Raw genomic sequence first — 18,715 nt, forward strand, 5'->3', positions numbered from 1 at the left:
TACTGCCACGGGATAGCTCCAATTCCTCCAACACACATAATGGAGGATTTGTAAAGTGTCAAAAAAACAGCTATTTCATACTGATACTACCAGCAAGCTGCTATTCGCAACTATTGCTAACGCTTGCTCCCACTGCGGTAAACCAGACTGGTGCTACTCAATAGAAGAATTTACAGTCTGCGATCGCGATCGCTTTCATCAGCCTAACTATGCACTGGCTCAACCGAAACAATCGCCAACTTATGTATTAAGCAATTGTCAAAAATTAAATAATGTTCAAGGAGGTATCGCGTAATGGTTGCACAATTCCCCAATCAACAGGCGTTCTCCTCCTTCGACATCCGAAATTTTCAAGATCAGCTCTCACCGTCCAAAGCTAAAAATAAGTTTATTTGTCCAGTTTGTGGCGGGAATGACTTATCTATTGTCCCAGAAACCGGGAAGTACAGATGCTTCAATAATTGTGAGTGTAAGGACATCAGAGAGGCGATTAAACCCTGGGCTGAAGTGGTGGCAGAAAGGGCAGGGGCTAATTACACTCCATCCCTAAACCGTTTGGCAGCAAAGCCCAAGAGAATCTTGCCCAAAAGTGCGCCAATTCCAGATGGTGAATTAGCACTGGTGATGTTGACCGAGCCTGTAACAGATATTCCCCAACCTCAAAAGTTAACGAGTAGACCACCAAAAGATGTTGAGGGCAGTGCCACCGAAACAATTTATCCTTACTCAGAGTCGCAATGGATAGTTCGCTACCAGTGGCTAGATGCCAACAAGGAGAAAGGTTACAGCAAGACCTTTCGGCAATGGCATAGGCTTGCAGATGGCACACCCCAAATGAAAAAAGGCGATTTTCCTTGGGGAGCATATCGCATTGATGAAGCGATCGCTGCTGCTAAATCTGTGACGGGAACCCCGGCGCTACTCCAGCATGAAGGTGAGGGATGCGTAGAAGTTGGTCGGGAGCATGGTCTTGCTGGGATTACGTTTCAAGGCAGTGCATGGGATAAGAAAACAATCACACCCCAATACCAACTTATCAAAGATTCAGGTATAGGATTAATCGTTTTTCTGCATGACCCCGATGACACTGGCTTGAAAAAACTCCAGACGTGTTCTGAATGTGCTGCCGAAGTAGGAATTGCATTTATTGGAATTAGCCCCAATAGCATCTGCCCCGATTTACCATATAAATCAAGCGACATTAAAGAAATTTTGGGGCAAATGGAAGTACCAGAGTTTATCCGCAAGCTAGAGCAGGAGATCCACGCAGCTGTGGCGCAGCGATCGCTTGAGTTGGCAGAATCTGAAACTATTGAAAAAGAAGTTACGGATTTATCTAATTTCAGTATAGATATTGACCCAGCAGACCCGGAGGCATTCTACAAATCCGTCTGCCAATCCATGAATTTACCCTACTCTAACTGCGTAACGGCGGGTACTTTTGATGGCTGGGCTTACCGAAAAATCTTTCCTCAAACTGAATGGATGGTACTGAATTCATCCTTTTACAAGTGGTCACAAGAGAATAACCAATGGCAACACCAAGATGATAATAAAGCTTACAAGCTCCTTGCTGACGCTGGAGAATCCGCTTACAAGCTCTCTTACACAAAAACATTTGGTTGGAGAATAACCAAGCCTTACGAAACTAACGCACACAAGGAATCTGCCTTTAAATATTGCCGCAGTCGCTTAGAACCAGCAGAACCACTGCCAACCAATACTCATTTATTAGGGTTTAACAATTGTGTTGTTGATTTGCGAACTGGCGAACAAATGCCTCATCGCAAAGATTTTTACCTCACTAATATCATTCCCCACGATTATGAAGCCAACAAACCATGCCCAGAAGTTTTTCTCAAATTTCTAAATGAGAGCTTTGGGTCAGAATTGGTTGAAGTGATTCGGGCATTCACAAGTATGTTTTTAGACCCAACTGCCCCTTATGGTCGGTTTCCCCACTTAATTGGCTTAAGTGGTGGGGGCAAGGGGACGCTAGGACGGTTTTGGAGTAGTTTATTTGGCGAATCCGGCTCTAGTAGCGCTTCACACTTTGCGGATATTTCTACACCTGAAGGACGGCATCAATATTTAAGTGGAAAGCGGATATTTGGATTCCCTGATGTAGGAGGTTATGCCGAAGGAGTCCGAGCTTTTTACGAATTAGTTGACAATGGGGCAATGAGCGGACGCGCTTTATTCAATCCAGTGGCTTATTCAATCCAGTGGTACATTCGGTTTTGGGTTGCCTCTGTAAGTCATCTACAGATCGAAAATGCTGGCGACGGCTGGATGCGTCGAGCTTACCCAATCCCAGTAAAAAACCGAGATATAAGCCCTGACCCAGACTTGTGGCTGAAGCTACAAGAGGTGAAGTCGGACATAATCTCTTGGGCTTTAGCAATGCCACGAGCAGAACGCGATCGCATTTTGTTATCGCCACCAAGTTCGGATCGGGCAAAGAATTTGGCACTAGAGGCATCTTTGTACGGGGACTCGACCAAATCCTTTGTAGACTTGTGCTTACGCCCCTCATCGTCCGCAACATTTATCCCACAAAGTCGTTTACACAGTTGGTATGTACTTTACTGCCGGGAACATGGTTATGCTCCTTTGGGGATGTCCAAATTTATTAGCCATTTAAAAACAGTCTTGCCCCAAAACTTCAAGGAACGTAGCTGGACACCCACGGTCAACGGAAAGCGTGAAAGAATTCAGTCCCACTTTGCATTCATTGAACCACTGGCTGGGGTCTTTGAGATGAAAGTACCGGAGGGGCCACCGGATGGTTCACAATCCAGGGCGGAATTTTGGTATTGCTTTAAAGATAAATGCCTTGAAGGGGGAATAGAAGAATTCGAGGAGTTTTTTCACCCTACCAAAACGCCAGAACCCTTACACAGCAGGACTGTCCACCCTGTCCACCCACTAAATACCCTTCGATTTGACCCTGGACAGCCTGAAAGCCTTACACAGCAGGACTGTCCACCCTGTCCAATTGTCCCCCCCCAAGAATTAGCATTGCAAAAAAAAGATGAGTTAAATTCTGATTGTGGAGTTAATCAATTTGTCAATTTAACTGATAACCCTTCAGTCCCCCTAGACTTGGTGGACAACGTGGACAGCCTTACTGTGACTGGGTTTGAGCCTGTCCAACAAGTTAATCTTGCCGAAAACTCCTTGGACAGCCTGGACACCCCTGCTGTAGCTGGGTTTTCTCCTCGACAAGATGGTGAATTGATAAATACACGAGAAAGCGAATTATCTCGCCCGGAATTGAAGAGGGGGGATAAAATTGAGTTTTTCAACGACAGTGTTCGCAAGTGGCAAGTCGGAATCATTAAGAGCGTTCAACTAATGGAAACATATTTTTGTAGCGCAACAATTGATTATCGAGGCTTTAACGGTCAATTATGCTCCATAGAAATTTTTAGGAATGATTGGATAAAATTTCTGCATTAGGGCGTTAGAAAAATCTCCCCAAGGTGTATGCCAACAAGTAGCTCGGCAAAAGCCAGTGAAGCTAGGTGAAATCAAAGATAATAAAGTTATTATCTCAGGGCTGCTCAATCTCAGGGATGGTGTTGCGAAGGCTCCAGAATCTTAATAATGGATGCAAAATTGTGGTATGTTCCTGCCAGCATACTACCAAATACCTACCACCAATCCCCATGTTTGTTGATTTCTTTATTAAGCGACCTGTATTTGCAAGTGTTTGCTCCATCATCATTTTGTTGGTAGGAGCCATTAGTATCCCGACACTAGCCACAGATCAATATCCAGAGATCAGCCCGACTCAAATTAACGTTACTGCTAACTATGTCGGTGCTAATGCTGAAGTTGTAGAAAATACCGTCACGACTATCTTAGAGCGGCAGATTAATGGCGTTGAAGGCATGAAATACATGACTTCAAATAGTAGCAACAATGGCAATAGTACGATTACAGTTACATTTGACGCATCGCGCAATAAAGATATTGCAGCAGTCGATGTGCAAAATCGTGTGTCAATCGCCCAACCGCTCTTACCAGAAGTTGTGCAGCAAACTGGAGTCACTGTCACTAAACAGTCTAATAACATTCTCTTAGCGATCGGGCTGTACTCCGATAATAAAGAATACGACAACGTTTTTTTAAGTAATTATGCTGACCTCTACATAGTAGATGCCCTCAAAAGAATCAAAGGAGTGGGTGAGGTGCAGATTTTTGGTGAACGCCGCTATGCGATGCGCTTGTGGCTCAACCCCAGTAGCCTTGCTAGTCGTAACCTCACCCCCCAAGATGTGATCGATGCACTCAATGAGCAAAACTTACAGGTGGGGGCTGGGCAAATTGGGCAGCAGCCAACATTACCAGATCAGATGTATCAAATCGATTTGCAAGCTATTGGCAGACTAAGTGGGGCAACAGAATTTGCCGACATGGTGATCAAGACATCTGAGAATGGCACGCTGGTAAAGTTGAAAGATGTGGGTCGGGCGGAATTGGGAGCAGAAAATTACAGTACTTTTCTGCGATTTAGAGGCAACGAAGGTGTGGGACTAGGGATATTTCCCAGTCCTGGGAGTAACGCTTTAGACGTTGCTAGGGCAGTTAAAAGCGAAATGCTGCGGCTGGAGCAAAGTTTTCCCCCAGGACTGAAATATCAGGTGGCGTTTGATACAACACTTTTTGTGGAAGCGTCGCTAGCAGAAGTAGTTAAAACGTTAATAGAAGCGATCGCTCTGGTCGTTTTAGTAATTTATATCTTCTTGCAGGACTGGCGGACTACGCTGATTCCGGTGGTTGTCGTTCCCCTAACCTTGATTGGTACTTTTGCCTTTATCAAGGTTTTTGGATTTTCGATCAACACCCTGACCATGTTTGGTTTAACTTTGGCAACGGGATTAGTGGTTGATGACGCAATTGTGATTGTAGAGAATATCTCTCGCTTAATTGAAAATGAGGAGATGTCGCCCCGCGAAGCGGCCTCTGAGTCAATGCGGGAGCTGTTTGGGGCAGTGATTGCAACTTCCCTAGTGATAATGGCTGTATTTGTACCCGTGGCATTCTTCCCAGGAGCTACGGGACAGATATATAAGCAATTTGCGCTGACGATCGCTTTTTCAATGGCGATTTCTACCTTTCTGGCCATTACCTTAACTCCTTCCCTCTCAGCCTTGCTACTGCGTCCAGGGCAAAGACCAGGCGGTTGGTTAGGCTGGATTTTTGAGCGGGTTAACAGGTTTATTGATTGGACACGCAGACAGTATGAGGAAATACTCAAGCGCTTGACACGGGTGAAAGCGATCGTAGTGGGAATATTTATATTGTCTTTGGGGGTGACGGGTTGGCTTTACATCAGCATACCTACAGCGTTTATCCCTGATGACGACCAAGGTTATTTCATCACCATTATCCAAGGGCCAGAGGGAGTTTCACTCAACTACACCAGCAAAGTGATGGCTCAGGTAGAAAAAGAAATCCTCAAATTGCCGGAAGTCACAGGTACTTTCGCCATCGGTGGCTTTGGTTTTAGCGGTAACTCTGCCAATAGTGGTGCGATATTTTCCACTCTTGAGCCTTGGGAAAAGCGTCACGAACCGGGACAGTCAGCACAAGCAATCATTGGTAAGTTGGCTGGAGTGTTTGGGGCAATTCCCGAAGCAAGAATTTTCCCGGTGAATCCACCATCTATTCAGGGTTTAGGCAGTTTCGGCGGTTTCCAGTTTGAGCTACAAGACAGAACAGGGAACAGTGGTTTGAATAACTTAGTGCAAGTTATGGGTCAGCTACTCCAACGCGGTAATCAGACGCCAGGATTGCAAGCTGTGTTTAGCACTTTTAGCGCAAATACACCGCAGATGTTAATTGAAGTAGACCGTAACAAAGCTAAATCCCTGCAAGTTGGAGTAAACGATATCTTTAATACCCTACAGTCTTACTTGGGTTCGCGGTATGTCAACGACTTTAATTTGCTACAACGGACTTATCGGGTGTATGTTCAAGCAGACGCTCAGTTTCGCTCTAACCCTGCGGATATTGGTAAATTATACGTGCGTTCTGCTAATAATCAGATGATTGCCCTGAGCAATCTCGTGAAAATTACTTCTGCCACCGGAGCGCAAACGATCAATCATTACAACTTGTTCCGCTCCATTGAAATCAACGGTTCCGCCGCTCCTGGTTATAGTTCCGGTGAAGCAACAGTAGCTATGGAACAACTAGCAAAGCAAGTTTTGCCAGCAAGTATGGGCTATGAATGGTCGGGGATCGTTGCTGAAGAAAAACAGTCTGGCGGTCTAGCGCCCCTGATTTTTGGATTGGGGCTTGTCTTTGTCTTTTTGGTGCTGGCTGCTCAGTATGAGAACTATGTAGACCCACTGATTATTATGCTGTCAGTTCCCCTAGCTATTTTGGGGGCTTTGTCCGCGCAGATGTTGCGGGGTTTAGCTAACGATGTATTTTGCCAGGTTGGTTTAGTAATGTTGATTGGTCTGGCAAGTAAAAATGCCATTCTGATTGTGGAATTTGCCAACCAACTGCAAGAGCGGGGTCTTTCAATTACCAAAGCAGCAGTGCAAGCATCACAAGAACGTTTACGACCTATCTTAATGACTTCCTTCGCCTTTATCTTGGGCATTTGGCCATTGGTAAATCCTGAAGGAGCAGGAGCAGCTAGCAGAAAATCTCTTGGTACTGCGATCGCTGGCGGTACAATTGTCTCTACTTTCTTGACTCTGTTTTTTGTACCAATTTTATATATCGTGATTGGCAAAATTCGCGATCGCTTGAGTCCACGTCGTCAGCCTCATGAGCTAGATGATAGTCAAAACAGCAAAGTTCCTTCTACCAGCCATCGCTAAAAAGTTAGGAGTTAGGTGGATGCCTAAGCCAGGAAGTCACCCTCCTGACTCGGCTACAAAACCGTGCATGAAACGTTAACTTCACACGGCTCCTCAGTGATTTGGTGCTTGTCAGGCATACCTATAAGTTCGGAGTTAAAAGGGATGAAAGTTGAGATAATCCTCATTTATCTTTTGAACTGAAACAGCAACTTTATCTGCTGCCGTTTTAGCATCATGGCAATATCCGTGAAGTAATTGAAGGTTGTCATAACTATGCTTACCGCCTTTTGAGCGGGGGATTTTGTGGTCGATTTCCATCAAATCTTCATCGCGGAAGAATAACCCACAATGAACCACTTGCCTTTTTGCATCTTCAAGAGTGTTGCTACTCTTGTTGGCGCTTCAGGATGTTTGCCCGTTCTGGAACTCCAGTAAACCCAATCACCATCAAACGGGCTACATGCTATTAAAATAAACATAAAAAACCCTGCATAGATGCCAACTCTATCGAGATTGCAATTTATCCAGGGTTGTAAAGTATCTATTTATGTCTCGTAAAAACGTAAACTTAGTATTCCCAAAAATTTTGGGATTTGAACATTAATAGTGGGTTCAAGACCATCGCGATCAAGGATAGTCATTTGACCGCGAACATACTCGATTAGCCCCGCCCTCTGAATAATAGAGGCAGCAAGGCTAATGCTACTCGCACACGATTAAATGTAAAGCTATTATGTTAGCTACCTAACATAATAGCTTTAGCTGTTACACAGCTTTAATATTCGTTAGATTGTAACTTGCTTAACGTGAGCATTGCTAAAAAACATTGGCAGTACACAACCACACCGTACTGTGTCACACTTGCCTAATACTAAAAACCTTCTGCTTGCTGCTTTGTCCCCTGATGTGTACGAGCATCTCAAAAACAACATGGAGCAGGTCGAGCTTTCATCCGGCTCGATACTTAACCGACCCAACGAAACCATCAACGAGGTCTACTTTCCTCTCACCTGCCTGATCTCGGTAACAATCACGATGATGAATGGCATGACGGTTGAAGCCGGAGTGGTCGGCAGTCGCGAGATGGTAGGGATCAACGCCTTCATGGGCGGTCGGGAGACGACGCAGACCCAGCAGGGCTTGTTGGCTAGGTTTTTAAATATTTCTGAAACCCTTGCTGTATATAAGTTTTTATTAGCAATCTTTGGTCTGATCGGATCAAGGTCGAACTGTAAGGGCAACCCCATCCACAGCCTACAACGATTTGACATCGATAAGCACCTTCCACAGAAATCGTGAGAAGGGATTTTTTCTATACCAATCCGAAATAAGGAACAATGAAGCAAGCAGTATTTTGAAAAAAAAATGATTACCGCAACCACACAAGGCAATGATTTCGCTTTTCCCTTACACTCAGACACCTCAATAAATCAAGGTGGGTTAACAAAAAGAGAGTATTTCGCATCCCAGATACTCGCTGGATTATTAAGCAACCCAAACGGAAGGTCAAGTGATATAGCAGAAGACGCTGTAAATCTCGCAGATAGTCTTATAAAGGAATTAAATAAACAGCCTCCAACCATGCCCAGCTAAACTTCCCAACCCTCTCTAAGACCCTCTAACACTTCCCCTTCCCTTCATCCCCAGATATCTGCTACCCCACTTAAATCACGAGTGGGGTAAGGAGTGCGATTTTAGTGGTGTGTATGGTGTTGGCTGTGGGATTCTACCTGAAAACTGGTGTAGGCGATTGTGGCGGCGGTGGAGAGGTGCGATTGAAAGGGGAGCGATCGCCCAATGACTAACACCCAATGCCCAATGCTCATAAAATAAATTGGAGGTTTTGGGGTTTTGGTAGTCATGTCCGGTAGTCACGATGATTTTGGTAGTCACGATGGTTAATATCTATTTATATAGAGGTCGTGACTACGGTATCAGAATTTGATACAAAATGCGGCTATTTTCAGTGGTGACTACCACATTTGTATAAAAATTGGCATTGGTAAAATAGTATAGGGATGAGGAGACGCGGCGAATACTTTTTTTTGGAGCGCGGCGGGAACCGGATTAAATGAGGTGATTTTGTTCGCGGTCAGAAATTGGAATTTCAAAAGTTACGCTAATTTTTCTGATATTAAAACTGGAGTTGGTAGGCGATGGCTACGCCCGCCGCAGGCATCGCTATCGTTACCATGCAATTTTGGAGTATCGCGGGAATCGTTAACTGTTCGGTAGGCGATCGCTTATTATTTTCTGGTTCTCACTACTGCATTCATTGCCTCTTTTGTCAATGCGTAAGTTCTGTAAGTATTGAATAATCAAAACATAAGTCACTTAATTATGATTTTAAAATAATTTTGAAACTATTGATAATTAATTCTGTAAATCTTATTCTTTAGAAAGTAAAAGTTGATTTAAACAACAACCAAGGGAGGAACACAAAATGAGTACAGCTATCTGTGGAGGGTAAACAAAAATAATCATTAATATAAGTATTGTTTTTTAATATCAAAAGAGAAAACTATGAAAACATGGCAAAGTTTTTTTATTTCCAGTGTTGCGATCAGCTTTTTTAGCGCCATTTCAACTACACTACCTTTTTCTTCAGTCATTTCTCAAGCAACAGTTATAGGTAGTCAAACTAAACCTGTTTCTAACCCCTCTCCTGATTTATATCTGAAAAATAGTCCTCAAAACCTTGTTGCTCAAGCTTTTTTGCGAACAGGTCCATTTAAGTTTCGAAATCGAGCCCCTATCTACTATTCCAATGGACAGGGAGTTTATTGTTGGTATCAATCTCCTCAGGATTATCAGAGATTAGCTGGTGGTGTTACCCCAAGAATTCAATCTGGTAGACTTAGTAATTACGCCGCAGTATATGTTGGAATATGCACAGGTGGTAAAAGTAGACCAGCGCCTCACCCAGATATTGAATGGACTACCTGATCCTTCTAATTGCATTCCTAGACTTCCCCACTCCCAACCCTTCCCTAGCCCGTACCCTCCAGAAAGCTGGGGAATGCCAGTTTTCATAACCTATTTTTTAATCATGACCCATTGTAATCGTCCGATCTACATCGCTTTCATGTGCGGTTGTAGGTTTTTTTAATCCCAAAGCGATGCCTAAAACTTTGGCAATAAGCAAGCGCTAATGACATTATTTTGAACTCTATTGAGAATCTACTTCGCTTATTGACATGATGCGGACGCCCTGGTGTTGCAGGTACTTGCTTTTCTTCCATGTTGTAATCCATAGTTGTAAAACATCATGAAAAAATATTTCTCATCTCCTCGATTGCTTAAAAAGATTGTCCATTTGAGTAGCATCTTTTTTACAGTAACCTCTTTGAGCTATTTAAATGTTTCACCTGCTACCTCTCAATCTGCCGAGGGATTTTATAAGCAGCGAGACCGTCCAGAAGTCTATCTAATCTTTAACAGCAGTAACGGTGGCTTTTACTGCCACGTTCAGAATGAAGACCAAATGAAAGCTTATGGTGGATTTGGTAGGGTTTCACCTCAAAACTCGTTGAACTTCTCTGGCAGATTTACTGGTGATTGTGGATGGCCTAATGGTTTTTTTAGACGCTCTGACCGACCAGCAGTGTATCATATGACTGGAAGCCTCGGTTCTAACGCCTTTAAAATCGGTGATCTCTATTGTCGCGTTCGCGATGAAGCTCAAATGGCAAGATATGGAGGGTTTGGTGTAGTCAGTGTTGTGTCACCAAGTTCAAATTTAGGAAGGGGAAGAAATTTTAGAGGAACATGTCCCAACCCATGATTTTCAAGTAACCGCTCAATAAATCGGGGCGAACTACCAGTTCAGGAACGAATTTACGCCATTGAGCCTTGTCACTGAGCGATTTACCCCGGATTATTGAGCGGTTACATTACATTTTCAAGGTGATCGCCCCTCCCCTCCTCCCTTCATCCCCAATACCCAATGCCCCATTTACAGCACAGTGAGGTAATGAGTGCGATTTTAGGGGTGTGTATGGTGGTGCCTGTGGATTTACATGAACTATAACCCCATACTTGCTGGATATCCACCCGCAGTTATATAACCCGTTCCAAATCCTTCCATACAATTCAAAAGGTTAAAGAATGTTAAGCATTCGTAGACTCCTTTCCTACATCACCGTTGCACGTGGTTGTAGGTTTTTTTTAATCCCCAACCCATTACACCCCAATACAAGCCCTTCCAATACACAAGCCTTGCTATTTAGCTCTTAGAAGCGATTTAGCAGGGCTTTAAGGTGTTCTGTTGTTTTGAATTGGATTAGCTGTATATTGCTTAATCACATTTCAATCTTCGGATATTGAATCTATAATTTCTAGACTTCAAAAATTCTTGTTTATACATAATTCAATGAATTATGTTTTAATTATTCAAATATTTACAGGAATTTTCAGGTGATTAAACCACAAAAAACGGTAAGTTAAACAGATAGTGATTGTCAAATTAAATCCCAGTATCTTACTTCAAATATTTGCGTGGTCGCGTGATTGCGGCTTGGTTAGAGAAGGCAATTTCTCTATACCCATTGTTAAATAAAAATTACTTTATTTATATTAAATTCTTAGATATATAAGCTGTTACTTGCCTTATATTAAATTTGTGCCAAACTCAGAATTTACTTACAATGACTCAAAGCAAAATTTTTAATTTAGAAGGCTACGTGAGCTTATCTGATGCCGAAGCTATGAAAATTAGTGGGGGCAGAACACCTTTTCAATACGGCGCTTACGCTTTGCTATACTACTATCCAATCTTCCCCAACCTTCCTAAACCTCTCCCCAACATTCCCCCAACCCAACCCAACCCTTCCAACCCCGTTAAACCCTCTTAAACATTCCCCAACCCTCTTAATCCCGTTACAACCCTTCCAAACTGTAAGCCCTGCTATTTAGTCTTTAACGTAGTGTTTAAAGCGATTTAGCAGGGCTTGCGGGTTGGGGAACAGGACAACTCCCATGTCAATATATAAATATAAACCAGAAATATAAGTTGTCCCGTTGGGAACCCTTAAGAACGATTTGGGGGCGAAAAGTAACTTCCCAACGGGACAACTCAACGAACGCTTGAGAACGCTTTGGTGGCGATCGCCTCTCCTCTCCCCTCATTTCCACAATGCCCCACTTACAGCACTAGTGGGGTAATGAGTGCGATTTTAGGGGTGTGTATGGTGCTGGCTGTGGGATTGTAACCGAAAACTGGTGTAGGCGATTGTGGCGGCGGTAGTGGTGCGATTGAAGGGGAGCGTAGCTTGCCGCCGAAGGCATCGCCCAATGCCCAATGACTAACATCCAATACCCAATCCTAGATGCCGAACGTACTACAAAGGGCTGGTTTTTTGGGGTGAAGCTATCTAAGTATAAAAAGCCAGTAATGTATAGCATTTGCATCAACCCCCTCTTGAATTTAAGTATTCAGTATATATTTAGGGGGGGATGATTGGCAATTAGCAATTTTTTTTCGCATTAAGCAAAATGCGGTTTTTGTAGTATAAGTGTATTATAAAGGTGAGGATTTATAGCCAGAGAGACGTGGCAGGGGTGGTAAGTGCGATCGCAGGTTTGAGGAGTTAACAAAAGAGTAGGTTTTTGGGTGGCATGAACCACCCGTTTACTTATAAGAAGGTGGTTTCTTATAAGCAAGATTCTGATAAATCAAGAGCAGCGCGTCGCGATAATCATCTTTCCCCCGAATCTTGATACCCTTGTGCTGCTAGTCTTAAAGAATATACTGCTGTTTTTCTTTATATTACGAGTAGCTAGCGAGGATCAAATTTTAAATATGGCTTTTGAGCAAATCGAAGCATTTTTAAAGAAAATGCAGTCTGAACCTGAACTTAAAAACGAGGTGCTCGCAGCATCAACCGCAGATGATGTTGCGCGAATAGCACTAAAGCTTGGTTTTGAATTTTCAGGTGATGAATTATTGAGAATGTCAGGTAAGAAAGTTGGCAGCATTACTGTTAGAAAAACTGATCTTCCTGGAGAGTACAACTAGGGGTCTGTTCCCTTTGGTCACGGGCAGAGGGCTGGAAGCAGTATTCCCTTCTGCCTTCTCCCCAGGACGAGGAATGGTTACGCCATCGCCTCTTGCCTTCAACATTGCTATTTTTTGAATAAACATTGGAAAAGAAGTATAAATACTTATTTTTTATAAGTTACCCGCACCACTTTTTAAGTTACCCGCACCAGTTCCGCACCACTACCCGCACCAAAAACAACGCAATATCAAGGGTTCCGCACCACCCGCACCACTTTTTCTTCTTTACAGGAAAATAACATTGAAGAGTCAGAAATGAAAATTCAATCGCTTCCTGTCCCAATGCAAAAAGAAGAATATGCCACCTCAACTGGTGCGGGTGATGCGGAACCCTTGCCAGATATGGAAAACTGCTGCGGGGAGTCCTGCGTCACTGGTGCGTCAAAGCTAGAAAGTGGTGCGGGTATGCCAACTGAGGATCAGGCAGTGAAAGACGCTCCAATTAGGGGTACAGCCGGGATACCTGCAAATTGGGACACGTTGTAAACAAATATTGCAGAAACCAATTTTGCAATTTACTAACTTGCCCAAAAATGGTATTGAGACATTCAAATCTTTGCACACTAAAATCAGCTCTTCACGCGATTCAGTTTCTCAAACTTGCCCATAAATGGTTGTTTTAGGGGATGTTTTCGCGGGGAGTGGCGCGCTCGAACTGGTGTTAAAACAACGCAAAATCAAGCATTTGCAAACATCTGCGTAACATAACTTTACAACGTGTCCCAATTTGCGCGTATCCCGGCTGAACCCCAATTACATCCGATACTGTTTCGGTAAAAGCTGAGTCTGAGTTCTCATACTCACTGTTGCAGATTGAAAAAGACGGCGGGGACATCGCAGGGTTTGTTGGTTGCCAAGTAGAAGTGCGATCGCTTAGTGGCACTGTCAAGTTCGCAGGTGAAATGATTAACTACGACTCCAAGAATGGAATTGTGACTGTGGCAACTGAGCAAGGGAACCGAGATGCAATTTTATGCGAGGCATTTGTAATTGACTAAGGAATATTCTCTATGAGCGAAAAAGCTAGATCCTTATCAGATGTTGAATTTGAGTCAAATATTGTTTGGCTAAAAGACATTAGCAATATTCCTTATGTTAGAGAACCTACAAGAAAAATTTGCTAGCAGAAGAAAAGGAAAGCTTAAATACGGTAAGTATCAGATTATTGGCTATTCCGAATTAGAAAGTGACGCTCCTAATAGTGGAATGCCTGCAAGTTTTCGCTCGTCGGGTGTTTTGGCTTGCCGATCATGATCGTTTTTATGACCCCAAAGGAGTTTATAAGGTTGGTTGCCCAATGGAAGCAATAGATCCGTTAACCGTTGCCCCAAAAGTTTTAGGAAAGATAACAGAAAGAGCTTGGAATGGAACACTGTCAAATGATGTTGACTAGCTTTCTTTATTAGTACCCCAACGCGATCGCAAACTTAACTTTTGTAAATGCTTGTGCCAGTTGTAATGCCGACCGTTTAGGCTGACCACTATCGTATTGAGGTGCGCGGTAGAAAGTTCGTCTGAAAAAACTTAGTATACGAACTAAAAATTTACCCCAATGGCAGAATTATGGCTTCTTTATGTATTATCAAAAATTGGCTCCCACTATGGCAAATTTATGGCACGCCAATGGCATCTCAATGGCAAATGAATGGAATTTTGAAAAGTTATTTCTCAACTAATTATCACTATTGAGAATTAGGGTTAAAACTGGCAGAATTATGGCATTTGAATGGCAGGATTATGGCACAGTAATGGCAAATCAATGGAAAATGCCAGAATTTCAGCATTTTCAAATGTCGTAGTGATATTATGCTCCGAGAAAAGAATAATATTATTTTTTGATGCACAGTACGCCATCTTTGGCGGAAAGTTTTTTTGGAAAAAAATGACGATTTAAGTAAATTTCAAATCACTTGAATCAAAATTAACTACTAAAAAACTACTTTTATGCTACAAACTTAACTGTACAGTTCACTACTAGAACGCTGACTATTAAAGACTCAATTCATCATCCTGCTGGCGTTGTTGCTGCTGCTGTTGCCTTAACTGCTGCCCATAATCGAGTAGCTGCTGATTCCAATCTGTCGCTTTGCACTTGAGCCGCTTGGACTGTGGCAGTAGTTCCTTGACAACTCGTGCAGCAGCATTACCAGCATCGTCCGGGTCAAAAGCCACTTGTACATTAGGAATATTCTGCAATTGCTCTACTGGTAAGCTTTTGGGATTATCTACCGCCATGTACAAAGTTCTATTGGGTGGCACGTCGCCTCTAAGCTGATATTCCAGCATGGCAAAAGACACAGCATCGATGGGCGATTTCAAAAGCACCACTTTCTCTACAGGATCTGTTGGCTGTCCGCCTAAGCGGAAGTGAAACCAGCCCTCACGCCTAACTGTTCCTTTCTCGTAGCCCTTAAACGTGTTGTTCTCGCCCCGTGTCCCCCGCAGGAATGCTCCTATTGCCTGGGGTTCTTCGCCAAGATTCCGCATGACGAACACAGCGTTTTGCTGGTCATCAGCGTAAACTAGCCCCCTCTTATGCAGAAGTTCCACAAAATTTTCAGGTATTCCCCGTTTCTGGGTCAGGTAGTTGGAGACAGAAGACCACTTGCTTTTATCCTCAACTGGTAGCCTGAATTTGTCGCGTGGTTCTAACTGGATAATTTCAGCAGTCACTTGACGACTTTTTGCTATTGCTGCTCGTTCTGCTCCAGCTTCGCCAAATCGCTCATGCAACCAGACGACCGCCTGCCGTAGATTGCACTGGTTAACGTGCATTACCAAATCAATCGCACCGCCTGATCCCTTTTGTTGATCGGGGGCGAAGTCGTAGAATTTTTCGCCATCTATATTAATGATGTGTCCGTGACCCTTCCATTTTTTTTCCTCATGGTGTAGCCCCAACTCCCAGGCGACATCAACAAGTGGCAAGTCACGCAGTTGATTGGTCTGCTGCCGCCATTGAAAGTTTTCTGCTTCTAACTCCAAAACACGTTGCTCAAGCTGTTGCCGCAACTTGTCGGAGGCGATTGCTTTTTGTTCGGCGCGGTGGGATTGCGAAAGTGACAGTCTGCGGTCAGCCAGTTGATGATTAATATCTTGAATGGCTCTATCAGCTTTGATGCGTTCATACAATTGCTGTGCCGTCTCGTCAGTCCGGGGTGCAAGTCGATCAAGTTCCAAGCTCAGAGGTTCGCTATTAACCGCTTGGTAATATTCCTTTACTTTGGTATGGGTGGCCTTACTGCCCTTAACCCCTCGTTCAATGCCCAAAGGAGCAAGTGCAGCAGCATAGCTATCTTGGAGTTTCGATAACTTAATGCTGGCAGCGCGACCATTACCCCCAAACATTTCTTTGTGGCTTAACTGCTTAGTTTTCTCGTTGATGGGTACAACATAGGCATGAATGTGGGGAGTCGCTTCATCCAAATGCAATTCTGCCCTAACGCACTTATCACCATAGTTGTTGACTAGCCAACTGCGAGAAGCCTTAACAAAGTCCAACATTCGGGGATTATCCCATTCGCCCGGCTTTGATGGATCATCAGGGCGAAAATATTCTGGGGATGCCGAGAGAAAAATATCGCTACACAGCACGGCATCCTTGCGCGGTTTGTGTAAAGTTGTCTTGGCTATTTTGTTTTTCACCAAAACTTCAAGCAGTGAATCATCTTCCATGCCAATCAGTCTGATATTTTTTTTAGTGGTGTCGGCATTTGGGGTATCTTGTAAACGTGCGGTATGCTTCTCGCTGCCGCCAATGTTGCCGAAAGACTTGAGTTTTTCAACGCGCAGAATCGCTAAAGCCACCATTGTTTTTTCAGGAGGGTGTAGGGTGTAGGGTGTGGGGTTTAGGGGGATGAGATAAAGGGAATTAGTGATGAGTAAATCTCCAATACAGTCTTATCAAGATTTACAAGTTTGGCAGGAGGGGATGAATTTAGCAGAAGCCTGCTATTTTGTCACAAAATCCTTTCCAAAAGAAGAAACTTATGGGATGACATCACAAATTCGTAGAGCAGCAGTATCTATTCCAGCTAATATTGCTGAAGGTTATGGACGAAGAAGTAGAGGAGAGTATCTTCAGTTTTTATATATAGCGCAAGGTTCACTTAAAGAATTGGAAACCCACCTAATCTTATCTAAACGAATAAAACTTGCAGAAATCCCAACAATTGATCCAGTTCTTGCTCAGTGTCAATTAGTTGGTAGGCTACTCCAAGGTCTTATTCGCTCTCTGGAAAACAAGTAAACCCTACACCCTACACCCCACACCCTACACCCTGTGCCAAACCCCCGCAGGGGCGAACGTAACTTCTGCGTCTTGAGCGAAGCGAAAGATGGGCGCAGCCCACCCGCAGGGCGCAAAAGTGTAGTAAGTACACCACCAACATGGTACACCGAAGCGAAATTCTGCGGCAACAGCACCCACTCCCGCTACTCGCGCGACCTCTTGGCACAAATATGGAGCAACTTAGCACAATAATTGTGCAACTTGGCACAATTTGGTCAGCCGAAATCAGCATTTAGGGTGATGAGCCGAGGTGAATCACGAGTGCCAGATTGTGCTAAATTAGTGCAATATCTGCACTAATGCAGTGCCAATCTGCTCTAAATCTGCACTAAGATCAGATTATCGTTTTAACCAGCTTTTTGCATGACTGACATTTACCTCAGCGTAGACGTTGGTGGGTCACAAACTAAGATAATTTATCAAGTGGATGACCAGACTAAACCACATTATGTTCTGCTGCCGCCAGCGATAGAAGAGATTACTAAGGATAAACTTAATTTTTTCATGGAACGCTTGGGCTGGATTGGTAGCCCCTCACCAGACCAACAACTGTGGGTTGAGTGGAATAACAGAGTGGTGGCGCTGGGTGAGTTCGCGGCTAACTTTGATGCGCTTGACCGCATTAAGGAACTCAAATATGAGAATGCCTTGTGGAAAGTATTGAGCGCTGTTGGCTTAATTGTTGAACTAAGCAACGTAAAGGTGACGGCGAAAAAACAAATTCACTTGGAGTTGGCGTTACTTCTGCCGTGGAATGAGTACAGCGATCGCCGTCGCTTTGAAGAACAGTTACGGGTGATGCTGGCTAATTTTACGGTACGCAAACAATATTTAAAGGTGAACTTAGAGCGTTTCTTGTGCCGTCCTGAAGGTGGGGGATTAGCAGCACTGCGAATCAAACAGCAGGGGGTAGATTGGTTACGCACTTCCCAACTGGCGGTGTTGATGTTTGGTCACAGGAACACGACAGCACTTTATTTTGACCGGGGGCAACTGAAGCTGGGGGATAGTCCACTGTTGGGCTTTGCCAATATGTTGGATATCGTGCTGGATATGACGAGCGGTTTAGACCGAGAGCGTTTATCTTCGGCAATATTTGATGCACGCTACACGATTATTAATAAGGTCTACAGCAAAGACCGTAATTGCTCGGCACGCCCTGATTGGATAACTTTTGACCGAATACAAGCCCTAGCAAGTGCGAAAGACCCCACTTTAAGACAAAAAGAAATTTCTCATATTGCTGATGCAATTAGAGTGGCAACAGCCCAATATTGGGATAATCTATTGCGGTGGATGGACAAAATATTACCCAGACCGTTGAACGAAGTAATCATCGGTGGGGGCGCTGCTTACCATGTAGAAGTTGAGTTGGAGAAGTATTTTAATTGTGCATGGCAACTCAAGAAAATAGATACGTATAGCAGTGTTTACGAGAGAACTGGTCAATACATCCCCAAAGACGACAAATTGCCAATGATACCGATGGTTTGGGGTAGCGGTTTTATAACTCAGGTGCAAGAAACTTTTAATTTAGAT

The 18,715-nt window shown here is 43.7% G+C and carries 19 protein-coding genes and 1 pseudogene; 16 read left to right on the forward strand and 4 right to left on the reverse strand.

The window, feature by feature from the left end; all coding sequences use genetic code 11:
- The first annotated feature begins 55 nt into the window (after positions 1–55).
- The 4 genes and pseudogenes from H6G96_RS32725 (at position 56) to H6G96_RS32735 (ending at position 6,845) form a co-directional block, all read left to right on the forward strand.
- On the forward strand, positions 56–295 hold the full coding sequence (locus H6G96_RS32725) for a hypothetical protein (RefSeq protein ID WP_190917435.1): 240 nt from the start codon (positions 56–58) through the stop codon (positions 293–295).
- A complete protein-coding gene (locus H6G96_RS32730; RefSeq protein ID WP_190917437.1) occupies positions 295–3,462 on the forward strand; it encodes a primase-like DNA-binding domain-containing protein in 3,168 nt (1,055 codons plus the stop codon). Before H6G96_RS32725 ends, H6G96_RS32730 begins: the two co-directional genes overlap by 1 nt.
- 7 nt (positions 3,463–3,469) lie before the next feature.
- Positions 3,470–3,607: pseudogene (locus H6G96_RS41765) on the forward strand (efflux transporter periplasmic adaptor subunit); the annotation flags it as partial.
- A gap of 64 nt (positions 3,608–3,671) precedes the next feature.
- On the forward strand, positions 3,672–6,845 hold the full coding sequence (locus tag H6G96_RS32735) for an efflux RND transporter permease subunit (protein WP_190917439.1): 3,174 nt from the start codon (positions 3,672–3,674) through the stop codon (positions 6,843–6,845).
- Between the two features lie 135 nt (positions 6,846–6,980).
- Here H6G96_RS32735 and H6G96_RS41770 read toward each other — a convergent pair whose 3' ends face one another.
- Positions 6,981–7,184, reverse strand: a complete 204-nt coding sequence (locus H6G96_RS41770) for an HNH endonuclease signature motif containing protein (RefSeq protein ID WP_347242304.1) — start codon at positions 7,182–7,184, stop codon at positions 6,981–6,983.
- A 495-nt stretch (positions 7,185–7,679) separates the two neighbouring features.
- Between H6G96_RS41770 and H6G96_RS32745 the strand changes: the two genes are divergently transcribed.
- The gene (locus H6G96_RS32745; RefSeq protein WP_190917441.1) at positions 7,680–8,126 is read left to right on the forward strand and encodes a cyclic nucleotide-binding domain-containing protein; all 447 of its coding nucleotides are present in this window, start codon (positions 7,680–7,682) and stop codon (positions 8,124–8,126) included.
- 369 nt (positions 8,127–8,495) lie between these two features.
- Here H6G96_RS32745 and H6G96_RS32755 read toward each other — a convergent pair whose 3' ends face one another.
- Complete coding sequence (locus H6G96_RS32755; protein ID WP_190917446.1) at positions 8,496–8,720, reverse strand: hypothetical protein; 225 nt, start codon at positions 8,718–8,720, stop codon at positions 8,496–8,498.
- Positions 8,721–8,983: 263 nt separating this feature from the next.
- Here H6G96_RS32755 and H6G96_RS32760 point away from each other — a divergent pair, with 263 nt between their 5' ends.
- From H6G96_RS32760 to H6G96_RS32775, 4 genes are all read left to right on the forward strand, one after another.
- Positions 8,984–9,145 (forward strand): hypothetical protein, encoded by a 162-nt coding sequence (locus H6G96_RS32760; RefSeq protein ID WP_190917448.1) that lies wholly within the window; start codon positions 8,984–8,986, stop codon positions 9,143–9,145.
- A 205-nt stretch (positions 9,146–9,350) separates the two neighbouring features.
- Positions 9,351–9,773: a hypothetical protein gene (locus tag H6G96_RS32765; RefSeq protein WP_190917450.1), complete on the forward strand. Its 423-nt coding sequence runs from the start codon at positions 9,351–9,353 to the stop codon at positions 9,771–9,773.
- 322 nt (positions 9,774–10,095) lie between these two features.
- Positions 10,096–10,611: a hypothetical protein gene (locus tag H6G96_RS32770; RefSeq protein ID WP_190917452.1), complete on the forward strand. Its 516-nt coding sequence runs from the start codon at positions 10,096–10,098 to the stop codon at positions 10,609–10,611.
- An 862-nt stretch (positions 10,612–11,473) separates the two neighbouring features.
- On the forward strand, positions 11,474–11,680 hold the full coding sequence (locus H6G96_RS32775) for a hypothetical protein (protein ID WP_190917454.1): 207 nt from the start codon (positions 11,474–11,476) through the stop codon (positions 11,678–11,680).
- Positions 11,681–11,970: 290 nt separating this feature from the next.
- Here the strand turns inward: H6G96_RS32775 and H6G96_RS32780 are convergent, their stop codons facing one another.
- Positions 11,971–12,141 (reverse strand): hypothetical protein, encoded by a 171-nt coding sequence (locus H6G96_RS32780; RefSeq protein WP_190917456.1) that lies wholly within the window; start codon positions 12,139–12,141, stop codon positions 11,971–11,973.
- Between the two features lie 486 nt (positions 12,142–12,627).
- Between H6G96_RS32780 and H6G96_RS32785 the strand changes: the two genes are divergently transcribed.
- The 4 genes from H6G96_RS32785 (at position 12,628) to H6G96_RS32800 (ending at position 14,278) form a co-directional block, all read left to right on the forward strand.
- A complete protein-coding gene (locus H6G96_RS32785; RefSeq protein ID WP_190731390.1) occupies positions 12,628–12,843 on the forward strand; it encodes a Nif11-like leader peptide family natural product precursor in 216 nt (71 codons plus the stop codon).
- Positions 12,844–13,140: 297 nt separating this feature from the next.
- The gene (locus tag H6G96_RS32790; RefSeq protein WP_190917458.1) at positions 13,141–13,371 is read left to right on the forward strand and encodes a hypothetical protein; all 231 of its coding nucleotides are present in this window, start codon (positions 13,141–13,143) and stop codon (positions 13,369–13,371) included.
- 320 nt (positions 13,372–13,691) lie between these two features.
- Entirely contained in the window at positions 13,692–13,883 is a 192-nt protein-coding gene (locus H6G96_RS32795) for a hypothetical protein (RefSeq protein WP_190917460.1), read from the forward strand.
- Positions 13,884–14,071: 188 nt separating this feature from the next.
- Positions 14,072–14,278 carry a DUF6009 family protein gene (locus H6G96_RS32800; protein ID WP_190917462.1) on the forward strand — a complete coding sequence of 69 codons (207 nt, stop codon included), beginning with the start codon at positions 14,072–14,074 and terminating at the stop codon, positions 14,276–14,278.
- A gap of 596 nt (positions 14,279–14,874) precedes the next feature.
- Here H6G96_RS32800 and mobV read toward each other — a convergent pair.
- The gene (gene mobV / locus H6G96_RS32805; RefSeq protein WP_190917464.1) at positions 14,875–16,695 is read right to left on the reverse strand and encodes a MobV family relaxase; all 1,821 of its coding nucleotides are present in this window, start codon (positions 16,693–16,695) and stop codon (positions 14,875–14,877) included.
- 67 nt (positions 16,696–16,762) lie between these two features.
- Between mobV and H6G96_RS32810 the strand changes: the two genes are divergently transcribed.
- The 3 genes from H6G96_RS32810 to H6G96_RS32820 all read left to right on the forward strand — a co-directional run.
- Positions 16,763–17,134: a four helix bundle protein gene (locus H6G96_RS32810; RefSeq protein ID WP_190917466.1), complete on the forward strand. Its 372-nt coding sequence runs from the start codon at positions 16,763–16,765 to the stop codon at positions 17,132–17,134.
- Between the two features lie 33 nt (positions 17,135–17,167).
- Positions 17,168–17,368, forward strand: a complete 201-nt coding sequence (locus H6G96_RS32815; protein ID WP_190917468.1) for a hypothetical protein — start codon at positions 17,168–17,170, stop codon at positions 17,366–17,368.
- Positions 17,369–17,539: 171 nt separating this feature from the next.
- Positions 17,540–18,715, forward strand: a 1,176-nt coding sequence (locus H6G96_RS32820; RefSeq protein WP_190917471.1) for a ParM/StbA family protein, incomplete at its 3' end; no start/stop codon positions are given.

The organism is Nostoc sp. FACHB-892, assembly GCF_014698795.1.
Classification (GTDB): domain Bacteria; phylum Cyanobacteriota; class Cyanobacteriia; order Cyanobacteriales; family Nostocaceae; genus Nostoc.

Excerpts from the sequence above, each read along its gene's own strand:
- H6G96_RS32785 (WP_190731390.1), top strand. The coding sequence starts at position 12,628 with ATGGCTTTTGAGCAAATCGAAGCATTTTTAAAGAAAATGCAGTCTGAA.
- H6G96_RS32735 (WP_190917439.1), top strand. The coding sequence starts at position 3,672 with ATGTTTGTTGATTTCTTTATTAAGCGACCTGTATTTGCAAGTGTTTGC.
- H6G96_RS32770 (WP_190917452.1), top strand. The coding sequence starts at position 10,096 with ATGAAAAAATATTTCTCATCTCCTCGATTGCTTAAAAAGATTGTCCAT.
- H6G96_RS32775 (WP_190917454.1), top strand. The coding sequence starts at position 11,474 with ATGACTCAAAGCAAAATTTTTAATTTAGAAGGCTACGTGAGCTTATCT.
- H6G96_RS32765 (WP_190917450.1), top strand. The coding sequence starts at position 9,351 with ATGAAAACATGGCAAAGTTTTTTTATTTCCAGTGTTGCGATCAGCTTT.
- mobV (WP_190917464.1), bottom strand. The coding sequence starts at position 16,695 with ATGGTGGCTTTAGCGATTCTGCGCGTTGAAAAACTCAAGTCTTTCGGC.
- H6G96_RS32810 (WP_190917466.1), top strand. The coding sequence starts at position 16,763 with ATGAGTAAATCTCCAATACAGTCTTATCAAGATTTACAAGTTTGGCAG.
- H6G96_RS32730 (WP_190917437.1), top strand. The coding sequence starts at position 295 with ATGGTTGCACAATTCCCCAATCAACAGGCGTTCTCCTCCTTCGACATC.
- H6G96_RS32790 (WP_190917458.1), top strand. The coding sequence starts at position 13,141 with ATGAAAATTCAATCGCTTCCTGTCCCAATGCAAAAAGAAGAATATGCC.
- H6G96_RS32760 (WP_190917448.1), top strand. The coding sequence starts at position 8,984 with ATGGCTACGCCCGCCGCAGGCATCGCTATCGTTACCATGCAATTTTGG.